The 8,391-nt window shown below is 64.7% G+C and carries 6 protein-coding genes and 1 pseudogene; 5 read left to right on the top strand and 2 right to left on the bottom strand.

Annotation, left to right across the window (positions count from 1 at the left end):
* On the top strand, positions 1 to 870 hold an 870-nt coding region (locus AC1DQ3_RS27515; RefSeq protein WP_477123311.1), incomplete at its 5' end, for a hypothetical protein.
* Here AC1DQ3_RS27515 and AC1DQ3_RS27510 read toward each other — a convergent pair.
* A complete protein-coding gene (locus tag AC1DQ3_RS27510) occupies positions 867 to 3,452 on the bottom strand; it encodes a [protein-PII] uridylyltransferase (RefSeq protein WP_477123318.1) in 2,586 nt (861 codons plus the stop codon). The genes AC1DQ3_RS27515 and AC1DQ3_RS27510 overlap by 4 nt on opposite strands.
* A 67-nt stretch (positions 3,453 to 3,519) precedes the next feature.
* Positions 3,520 to 4,341, bottom strand: a pseudogene (map, locus tag AC1DQ3_RS27505) (type I methionyl aminopeptidase); the annotation flags it as partial.
* 475 nt (positions 4,342 to 4,816) lie between these two features.
* Here map and rpsB point away from each other — a divergent pair.
* The 4 genes from rpsB to frr all read left to right on the top strand — a co-directional run bounded on the left by rpsB (position 4,817) and on the right by frr (position 8,388).
* Positions 4,817 to 5,560, top strand: coding sequence for a 30S ribosomal protein S2 (gene rpsB / locus AC1DQ3_RS27500; protein ID WP_477123310.1), 744 nt, complete (start codon positions 4,817 to 4,819; stop codon positions 5,558 to 5,560).
* A 261-nt stretch (positions 5,561 to 5,821) separates the two neighbouring features.
* Positions 5,822 to 6,700 (top strand): translation elongation factor Ts, encoded by an 879-nt coding sequence (gene tsf, locus AC1DQ3_RS27495; RefSeq protein ID WP_477123309.1) that lies wholly within the window; start codon positions 5,822 to 5,824, stop codon positions 6,698 to 6,700.
* Positions 6,701 to 6,997: 297 nt separating this feature from the next.
* Complete coding sequence (gene pyrH, locus AC1DQ3_RS27490; RefSeq protein ID WP_477123308.1) at positions 6,998 to 7,708, top strand: UMP kinase; 711 nt, start codon at positions 6,998 to 7,000, stop codon at positions 7,706 to 7,708.
* Between the two features lie 119 nt (positions 7,709 to 7,827).
* Positions 7,828 to 8,388, top strand: a complete 561-nt coding sequence (frr, locus tag AC1DQ3_RS27485) for a ribosome recycling factor (RefSeq protein ID WP_477123307.1) — start codon at positions 7,828 to 7,830, stop codon at positions 8,386 to 8,388.
* The last annotated feature ends 3 nt before the right edge of the window (positions 8,389 to 8,391 follow it).

Raw genomic sequence — 8,391 nt, 5'->3', positions numbered from 1 at the left:
GTCCTGACCTTCGCCTGCGCCGAAACGCCGCGGACGGTCCTGGCCTTCGCCGGGTGCGAAACGGCGTGGACGGTCCTGGCCTTCACCGGGACCGAAGTTGCGCGGACGATCATTGCCTTCGCCGGCAAAGCGASGGGGACGRTCCTGACCTTCGCCTGCGCCGAAACGCCGCGGRCGRTCCTGGCCCTCGCCGCGGGCGAAACGGCGTGGACGGTCCTGGCCTTCACCGGGACCGAAGTTGCGCGGCCGATCATTGCCTTCGCCGGCAAAGCGACGGGGACGATCCTGACCTTCGCCTGCGCCGAAACGCCGCGGACGGTCCTGGCCTTCGCCGGGTGCGAAACGGCGGGGGCGGTCCTGACCTTCACCGGGACCGAAGTTGCGCGGACGATCATTGCCTTCGCCGGCAAAGCGACGGGGACGATCCTGAGCTTCGCCTGCGCCGAAACGCCGCGGACGGTCCTGGCCTTCGCCGGGGGCGAAACGGCGGGGGCGGTCCTGGCCTTCACCGGGACCGAAGTTGCGCGGACGATCATTGCCTTCGCCGGCAAAGCGACGGGGACGATCCTGACCTTCGCCCGCGCCGAAACGCCGCGGGCGATCCTGGCCTTCGCCGGGGCGTGGGCCGCGCGGCGGGCGCTGGGCGCCGTCTTCCGCCTTCTTGCGCGAGCGCTCGCCGCCGCGCTCCTGTGCCTGCTTGATGCCATCGACCACGGCGCGCACGCGCCCGCGGTTCAGGTCCGACACGCGCACGGGCCGGGTGGCGCCGGGTTTGCGGGTATTGGTGTCGGAGGCGGCCTTGATGCCCAGCGTCTTGCGCTTGGGCGAATTGCTATCGGTCATATCTTCTATGTGGGGCGTCCGGCCTAGATGGCCAGCGCCGCCAGCAGGTCCTGTTCAAGCTGTAGCTGCAGTTTGTTATCCGAGGCGAGGCGGCTGCCGTCGACCAGGAAAACGTCTTCCACCCGCTCGCCGAGCGTGTTGATGCGGGCGGTATGCACCGAAATGCGATGTTTGGCCAATACGCGCGAGATGGCGTACAAAAGACCGGTGCGGTCGTTGGCCGAGAGCGACAGCAGGTAGTACTGGCCGCGCTCGTCGGCGCGCAGGTCGACACGCGGCTTGATCGGGAAGCTGCGCGACTGGCGCGACAGCCGTCCCCGGGCGGGTTCCGGCAGGGCGGCCTGCTGCTGCAGGCGCCCGGCCAGCTCGTGCTCGACCAGCGCAATGATGTCGCGGTAGTTGCCGCTGGCATCGCTGCTGATGCCCGGATCGGTGACCTGGAACGTATCCAGGGCGTAGCCGTGCCGGGTGGTGTGGATCTTGGCTTCCTGGATGGAGAAGCTCTTGCGTTCGAAATAGCCGCAGATGCAGGCAAACACGTCGGGCTGGTCCTTGATGTAGACCGCCACCTGCAGGCCTTCGCCGGCGGGCGACACGCGCGCCTTGACCACCGGCGTGGGGCTGTCCACCTTGTTGTAAAGTTGGCGCGTGAGCCAGGCGATGTCGCGCGCATCCTGGCGCAGGAAGAAGGCCACGTCGAGCTGCGCCCACAGCGGCTTGCCCAGTTCCGGGTCGAATGCCTTGAGCCGCAGCTGGGCGATGGTGTCGTCCCTGCGCTGTGCCCACAACGAATGCGGATCGACGCGGGCGCCGCCCAGCACACGCAGCGTGATGCGGTAGAGGTCTTCCAGCAGCTTGCCCTTCCACGCGTTCCACACCTTGGGGCTGGTGCCGCGGATATCGGCCACGGTCAGCAGGTAGAGCGCGGTCAGGTAGCGTTCGGTGCCGACCACGCGGGCGAAGGCATGCACCACATCCGCATCGGTCAGGTCCTGCTTCTGCGCCACATGGCTCATGGTCAGGTGATGCTCGACCAGCCAGGCGATCAGGTCGGCATCCTCGCGCTTGATGCCGTGCTGCCTGCAGAAGCGCCGTGCATCGACCGTGCCGAGCTTGGAGTGGTCGCCGCCGCGGCCCTTGGCGATATCGTGGAACAGCGCCGCCACCGTCAGCACCCAGGGGCGGTCGAAGGTGGCCATCAGCCGGCTGCAGAAGGGGAATTCGTGCGTGTGCTCGACGATGGCGAAGCGGCGCATATTGCGCACCACCATCAGGATGTGCTGGTCCACCGTGTAGACGTGGAACAGGTCGTGCTGCATCTGCCCGACGATGCGGCGGAAGTTGATCAGGTAGCGGCCCAGCACGCTGGTCTGGTTCATCAGCCGCAGCGCATGGGTGATGCCCAGCGGCTCCTGCACGATGGCAAGGAACTGGCGGCGGTTTTCCGGATCGTTGCGCCAGCCGGCATTCATTACCGTGCGGGCGTTGTACAGGCCGCGCAGCGTGCGGGGCGACAGGCCCTTGACGCCGGGCGTGCGCTCGTACAGCAGGAAGGTTTCCAGGATCGCGTGCGGCTCGAGCTCGTAGAGATCGTCGCTGGTGATCTCCAGCATGCCCTGGCGTTCCACGAAGCGCTCGTTGATGACGCGCGTGACCTTGGATTCGCTGGGGAACAGCATGGCCTCGATATTGAGCAGCAGCACGCTGTTGAGCTGCGTGACCGCCTTGGCCGCCCAGAAATAACGGCGCATCAGCTGCTCGCTGGCGCGCTTGTTGTTGTTCTGGCGGTAACCGAAGGCCTCGGCCAACGCGGTCTGCAGGTCGAATACCAGCACGTCCTGGCGGCGTCCGGCCACCAGGTGCAGGCGCGCGCGGATGGTCTTGAGCAGGCGCTCGTTGCGCGCCAGTTCCTGCGCTTCGCGCTCGCTCAGCAGCCCGCGCTCGAACAACTCCTTCCAGCTGTCGCCAAGCCCCGCCGCCTTGGTCATCCACAGGATGACCTGCAGGTCGCGCAGGCCGCCGGGGCTTTCCTTGCAGTTGGGTTCCAGCGAGTAGGGCGTGTCCTGGTATTTGGCATGGCGCTGGCGCATTTCCAGCAGCTTGGCCTGGAAGTAGGCGCGCGGGTCCAGGTCGGCCTGGTAGCGCGTCTGCAACTGGGAGATGAGCGCGCGGTTTCCCGTCAGCAGGCGCGCTTCGAGCAAGGACGTCTGGATGGTCACGTCCTGGCGCGATTCGCGGATGCAGTCGTCCACGGTACGCACGGCGGAGCCGATTTCCAGTCCCAGGTCCCAGCACAGCCCGATGAACTTCTCCAGCTTGCCGGTGGTGTCCTGGTCGGGTTCCGACGGCAGCAGCAGCAGCACGTCGACGTCGGAATGCGGGAACAACTCGCCGCGCCCGTAGCCGCCCACGGCCACCAGCGCGCTTTGCGCCGGCAGGCCGAGACCGCGCCACGCTTCGACCAGCGCCGTGTCGACCGCGCGCCGCAGGCGCGTCAGCAGGTGTCCGACGTGGCCGTGCGCGTTGAAGTCCTCGAACAGGGCTTGCTTGTCAGCCTTGAGCCGATCGCGAACACGGGTGGCGAGGAGGAGTTCCGGCGTGGCGTCCATGGCTTGGGCGTGGGGCATCGAAGGGACGGCTGAAACAAGAAGGGCGCCAACTTTGGCGCCCGTAGCGTCAGGCTGCGACAGAATCGGTGATGAAGGCAGGCGGGGCCTGCGTGCCCGCGGAGACCGTGAGCACGTCGTAGCCGGTCTCGGTCACCAGGATGGAGTGCTCCCATTGCGCCGACAGGCTGCGGTCGCGGGTCTTGACCGTCCAGTGGTCGGGCATGGTGCGGATGTCGCGCTTGCCGGCGTTGACCATCGGCTCGATCGTGAAGATCATGCCGGCCTGGATTTCCATGCCGGTGCCGGGGCGGCCGTAATGCAGGATCTGCGGGTCCTCGTGGAAGTTCTTGCCGATGCCGTGGCCGCAGTATTCGCGCACCACGGTATAGCCGGCGGCTTCCGCGTGGACCTGGATCACATGGCCGATATCGCCGAGACGGGCGCCCGGGCGCACCTGGGCGATGCCCTTCCACATGCATTCGAAAGTGATTTGCGCGAGGCGCTTGGCCAGGATCGAGCCCTCGCCGACGATGAACATGCGGCTGGTATCGCCGTAATAGCCTTCCTTGGTGATCACCGTGATGTCGAGATTGACCGCATCGCCGGACTTCAGCACGCGTTCGCCCGGGATGCCGTGGCAGATCACGTCGTTGACCGAAGTGCAGATGGCGCCAGGGAAGGGCGGATAGCCCGGGGGCGCATAATTCAGCGGCGCAGGCACCGTGCGCTGCACATCGCGCATATAGGCATGGCAAAGCCGGTCGAGTTCACCGGTGGTGACGCCCGGCTTGACGAAGGGGGTAATGTAGTCGAGGACCTCGGAGGCCAGCCGGCAGGCTACGCGCATCTGGGCGATGTCGTCGGCGTTCTTGATATGGATGCTCATGCTGCTCGCAAAAGTGGCGGCGGAGCCACTGGCTGCGCCTCAATTCGAATCTGAAAAGGGCATTATCGCACCATCGGCCCCCAGCCGCAGCCGAAACGGGTTGCGCGGGCTACCGGCCCGGTCCGCGCGGGCGGCGCAAGCGCGCGGTGCCGCGCGAGCCGCTTCCGGACATTCCCGTGCCTGCCTGCCTTTCTCATCATAGTTAGCCTCTTGAGCGATGTCCCGTTTTGTTGCTACAATCTTGGGCTGGCTTTCTTTGGGATTCCCGTCGCACAGGTGCCGCAACCTGGGTGACCAACCGATCGTGGGCCAGCGCGGGCGCCCAGCGCCTGCGTATTGTTCGAAAATGCGTGTTCGAAAATACGCGTTAATGCGTGTTTGAAATTGCGTGTTTGAAATTGCGAGTCCGTCCATCCGGGGTGTTCCTTTTCAGGAATGTCGGGGCGGACTTCAGACCTAACCCTTTTGGAGATTTTTCATGTCCGTTACCATGCGCGAAATGCTGGAAGCCGGTTGCCACTTTGGCCACCAGACCCGCTTCTGGAACCCCAAGATGGCTCCGTTCATCTTCGGCCATCGCAACAAGATCCATATTATCAACCTCGAAAAGACGTTGCCGATGTTCCAGGACGCGCTGAAGTACGTGCGTCAGCTGGCAGCAAACCGCGGCACCGTGCTGTTCGTGGGCACCAAGCGTCAATCGCGCGAAATCCTGGCTGAAGAAGCAGGCCGCGCCGGCATGCCTTACGTCGACGCCCGCTGGCTCGGCGGCATGATGACCAACTTCAAGACCGTCAAGATCTCGATCAAGCGCCTGAAGGACATGGAAGCCGCCAAGGAAGCCGGCGCGCTGGATACCATGAGCAAGAAGGAAGCGCTGATGTTCGAGCGCGAAATGGACAAGCTGCAAAAGTCCATCGGCGGCATCAAGGACATGAACGGCGTGCCTGACGCTATCTTCGTGGTCGACGTCGGCTACCACAAGATTGCCGTGACCGAAGCCAAGAAGCTGGGCGTGCCCGTGATCGGCGTGGTCGATACCAACCACTCGCCGGAAGGCATTGACTACGTGATCCCCGGTAACGACGACTCGAGCAAGGCAGTTGCCCTGTACGTGCGCGGCGTGGCCGACGCCATCCTGGAAGGCCGTGCAAACGCCGTGCAGGACGTGGTGGAAGCCGCTCGCGGCGGCGACGATTTCGTCGAAGTCGAAGAAGCCTGAGCACTTGCTGCCGAAAGGACCCCATACCGCGCGCACAGCAAGCTGACACAACACCGCTAGCCGACCGGCCCCTGGGCCGGTGCGCAGCGCGCAGCCGGGGCTTTCCGGCAATCAAGGGGGCGAATCTACGCCCCCTTTTTTCGAATTGTTGTCATCCGCCGCTGGCATGATCCGGTGCGGGTGAAATTGAACATACCTCCGGTCCCGGACCCGCCAGACCCACTGCGGGCAGGCCGGGGCGAACCATTCAAGGAGTGACAAATGGCGGCAATTACCGCAAGCATGGTGGCAGAACTGCGCGCAAAGACCGATGCGCCGATGATGGAATGCAAGAAGGCCCTGACGGAGGCCGACGGCAACCTGGAAAAGGCTGAAGAGCTGCTGCGCGTCAAGCTGGGCAACAAGGCCAGCAAGGCCGCTTCGCGCGTGACCGCCGAAGGCGTGGTTGTGTCCTACATCGACGGCACCACCGGCGCGCTGGTCGAACTGAACTGCGAAACCGACTTCGTGTCGAAGAACGACGACTTCCTGGCGTTCTCCGCCAAGGTTGCCGAACTGGTCGCCAGGCAGAACCCGGCCGACGTGGCCGCGCTGTCGGCGCTGGAAATCGACGGCGTGTCCGTTGAAGCCACCCGTACCGCCCTGATCGGCAAGATCGGCGAGAACCTGGCGATCCGCCGCTTCGTGCGCTACGCAAACGGCGGCAAGCTGGCTGCCTACCTGCACGGCACCCGCATTGGCGTGATGGTCGAGTTCGAAGGTGACGAAACCGCCGCCAAGGACGTGGCCATGCACGTTGCAGCGATGAAGCCGGTGTCGCTGTCGTCCGCCGACGTGCCCGCCGACCTGATCGCCAAGGAGCGCAGCATCGCCGAGCAGAAGGCCGCCGAATCGGGCAAGCCGGCTGAAATCGTCGCCAAGATGGTGGACGGTTCGGTGCAGAAATACCTGAAGGAAGTGTCGCTGTTCAACCAGACCTTCGTGAAGAACGACAAGCAGACCGTCGAGCAGATGCTCAAGTCCGTCAACACCACGGTCAAGGGTTTCACCCTGTACGTGGTTGGCGAAGGCATCGAGAAGAAGCAGGACGACTTCGCCGCCGAAGTGGCCGCCCAGGTGGCAGCCGCCCAGAAGGCCTGAAGTCCGGGCGACCGGAAGGGCACGCGGTAAGGTGCTCCACAGGTCGCCGTATAATGCCGAGGGGCACCGCGAGGTGCCCCTCGGCACACATGCCCGAGCCGCGCTTACCCGTTCGGCGCGGGCATCGTAGCCCGTTTCCGCAGTCGTCTGACCTGCCGTGCGCATGCCGCGCATGCCCCACGGCAGCCAGGCCACCCCGAAAACCGGCTTTTACAGCGGCGGCACGCCGATCCGTGCCGCGGCGCATTCCATATATCCGGCTCAATCATGCGAGCCGAACCTGCTCCGGGGATCAATATGCCAGCCTATAAGCGCGTCCTACTGAAATTGTCCGGCGAGGCCCTGATGGGCGACGATGCCTTCGGCATCAACCGCTCCACCATCGAGTCCATGGTCAATGATATTGCCGAGATCGTCAGGCTCGGCGTGCAGGTCGCGGTGGTGATTGGTGGCGGCAATATTTTCCGCGGCATGGCCGGCGGGGCGGCGGGCATGGACCGCGCCACGGCCGACTACATGGGCATGCTGGCCACCATGATGAATGCGCTGGCGCTGCAGGACGCGATGCGCCACGCTGACATCGTGGGCCGGGTGCAATCGGCCCTGCGCATGGACCAGGTGGTCGAGCCCTACATCCGCCCGCGCGCCATCCGCCAGCTGGAGGAGGGCAAGGTGGTGATCTTCGCCGCCGGCACCGGCAATCCTTTCTTCACGACCGACACCGCGGCAGCCCTGCGCGGCGCGGAAATCGGCGCGGAGATCGTGCTCAAGGCCACCAAGGTGGACGGTGTCTATACGGCCGACCCCAAGAAAGACCCCAGCGCCACGCGCTACACGACCATCTCTTTCGACGAGGCGATCTCGCGCAACCTGCAGGTGATGGATGCCACGGCATTCGCCCTGTGCCGCGACCAGAAGCTGCCGATCAAGGTGTTCTCGATCGTCAAGCCGGGTGCGCTCAGGCGCGTGATTCTTGGCGAGGATGAAGGTACGCTGGTGCACGTCTGATCGCTGCCCGGCCGCCGGTGCGCCGCCGCCAAGGGTGGCATGCGTTCCGGCAAAGAGTAGAATCATACATTTTCGATCCCGGCATCCGGGATCATGATTACCCGTTTTCGGAGGTAAAGATGAGCGTCGCCGACATCAAGAAGAGCGCCGAGCAGAAGATGGTGAAGACCATCGAGGCGTTCAGGGCCGATCTGGCCAAGATCCGCACTGGCCGTGCCCACACCGGTCTGCTCGATCACGTGCAAGTGGATTACTACGGTTCGCCGGTGCCGATCAGCCAGGTGGCCAACGTTGGCCTGGCCGACGCCCGCACCATCAGTGTGCAGCCGTGGGAAAAGAAGATGGTTGGCGCGGTCGAAAAGGCCATCCGCGATGCGGATCTGGGCCTGAACCCGTCCACCATGGGCGAGACCATCCGCGTGCCGATGCCCATGCTGACCGAGGAGCGCCGCAAGGAACTCGCCAAGGTCGTCAAGGGTGAGGCCGAGGGCGCCAAGATCGCCGTGCGCAACCTGCGCCGCGATGCCAACGAGCAGTTCAAGAAGCTGATCAAGGACAAGTCCATTTCCGAGGACGACGAGCGCCGCGGCCAGGACGATGTCCAGAAGCTGACTGACAAGTTCGTTGCCGAAATCGACAAGATGGTCGCCGAGAAGGACAAGGAGATCATGACGGTGTGACGC

This window comes from Cupriavidus sp. 01T418 (genome assembly GCF_056398885.1).
Note: the sequence above shows the minus strand (reverse complement) of the source record. Positions and strands in the feature narration are given on the sequence as shown.

Coding starts and splice junctions, on each gene's coding strand:
- AC1DQ3_RS27510 (WP_477123318.1), bottom strand. CDS start 3,452: ATGGACGCCACGCCGGAACTCCTCCTCGCCACCCGTGTTCGCGATCGG.
- frr (WP_477123307.1), top strand. CDS start 7,828: ATGAGCGTCGCCGACATCAAGAAGAGCGCCGAGCAGAAGATGGTGAAG.
- rpsB (WP_477123310.1), top strand. CDS start 4,817: ATGTCCGTTACCATGCGCGAAATGCTGGAAGCCGGTTGCCACTTTGGC.
- pyrH (WP_477123308.1), top strand. CDS start 6,998: ATGCCAGCCTATAAGCGCGTCCTACTGAAATTGTCCGGCGAGGCCCTG.
- tsf (WP_477123309.1), top strand. CDS start 5,822: ATGGCGGCAATTACCGCAAGCATGGTGGCAGAACTGCGCGCAAAGACC.